The organism is Neisseria sp. P0021.S006 (assembly GCF_051956895.1).
Genome location: NZ_JBQCWZ010000294.1, coordinates 1 through 1,604, shown reverse-complemented (window position 1 = coordinate 1,604; position 1,604 = coordinate 1). Strand labels below are relative to the sequence as shown.

Annotated in this window: 2 protein-coding genes; both read right to left on the bottom strand. The window is 48.3% G+C overall.

Going from position 1 to position 1,604, the window contains the following annotated elements; genetic code table 11:
- Positions 1-859, bottom strand: an 859-nt coding sequence (locus ACTHUM_RS13480) for a cytochrome b (RefSeq protein WP_440403110.1), incomplete at its 3' end; no start/stop codon positions are given.
- An 18-nt stretch (positions 860-877) separates the two neighbouring features.
- On the bottom strand, positions 878-1,459 hold the full coding sequence (petA, locus tag ACTHUM_RS13475) for a ubiquinol-cytochrome c reductase iron-sulfur subunit (RefSeq protein ID WP_049335346.1): 582 nt from the start codon (positions 1,457-1,459) through the stop codon (positions 878-880).
- Between the last annotated feature and the right edge of the window lie 145 nt (positions 1,460-1,604).

The window sequence follows — 1,604 nt, the reverse complement described above, 5'->3', positions numbered from 1 at the left end:
CTTCGAGGAAGTAGCCGCCGCCTTCAGGTGCAAAGAACAACACAGAACAGAAGACAATCAGGAATACAACGACGCCCAAGATGTCTTTAACGGTGTAGTAAGGATGGAATGGGATACCATCGCGTGGAATACCGTTTTCGTCTTTGTTTTTCTTGATTTCAACGCCATCAGGGTTGTTAGAACCCACTTCATGCAGGGCGATGATGTGAGCCACAACCAAGCCGAGCAATACCAAAGGTACAGCGATAACGTGCAGGGCGAAGAAGCGGTTTAAAGTAACGTCGGAAACGTTGAAGTCACCGCGGATCCAAGTGGACAAATCAGGACCGATAACAGGGATGGCGGAGAACAGGTTAATAATTACCTGCGCACCCCAGAAGGACATTTGACCCCAAGGCAACAGGTAACCCATAAAAGCTTCTGCCATCAATGCCAAGAAAATCAGGGAACCGAAAATCCACACCAATTCACGAGGTTTTTTGTACGAACCGTAAATCAGACCGCGGAACATGTGCAGATAAACGACGATGAAGAAGAAAGATGCGCCAGTGGAGTGCATGTAGCGGATAATCCAGCCGCCGGACACGTCGCGCATGATGTACTCTACTGCAGTAAAGGCAGCAGGCAGATGGTAGGCGTTAAGGTTGCCGTCCGGTTTGTAGTTCATGGTCAGGAAAATACCGCTGACGATTTGAATTACAAGGACGAGCAGAGCCAAAGAGCCGAAGTAATACCAGAAGTTGAAGTTCTTTGGCGCATAGTATTGAGCCAAATGCTCATTCCACATTTTAGACAGAGGGAAGCGAGCGTCCATCCAGCCTAACAATGCTTTTGCTTTGCTATTGGTTTGGTTTGCCATAATTATCGTTCCTTATTTTTAGTCTTCGCCCACCAAAACAGTCGTATCGCTCAGATATTTGTAAGGCGGTACAACCAAATTGGTCGGTGCAGGAACACCTTTGTATACGCGGCCTGCCATGTCGAATTTCGAACCGTGGCAAGGGCAGAAGAAACCGCCTTTCCAGTCTGCACCCAAATCCGCAGGGGCAACGTCGGGACGGTAAGTCGGAGAGCAACCCAGGTGGGTACAGATACCGATAGCGACGAGGAGGTTCGGCTTGATCGAACGGTGCTCGTTTTTAGCGTATTCCGGTTGCTGATCCACTTCGGAATTAGGGTCTGTAACTGCACCATCCAAACTTTTCAAGTCTTTGAGCTGTTGATCTGTGCGGTTGACCAGCCAAATCGGTTTACCCTGCCATTCGGCAGTCAGCATTTGGCCTGCTTCGATTTTGCTGACATCCACTTCGACAGCAGCACCGGCAGCCTTAGCTTTCTCCGATGGGAAGAAGCTGGCCACGAAAGGCGTAGCTACGCCTAGAGCCGCCACACCGCCTGCACCGCAAGTAGCCAGTGTCAGAAAACGGCGGCGACCGTTGTTGATTTCTTGATTATCCATTATTCAGTCGTCCTAAAATTTTGGGAATACCGAGCCATTAAACAGCGTAATTCTACCTAGTTTGTTGTAATACTCAAAGCATTATTTAAAATAAGGTAAAGTTTTTATGATATTGCTCAATACTCAGGCAGGGTTGTTTTCATCA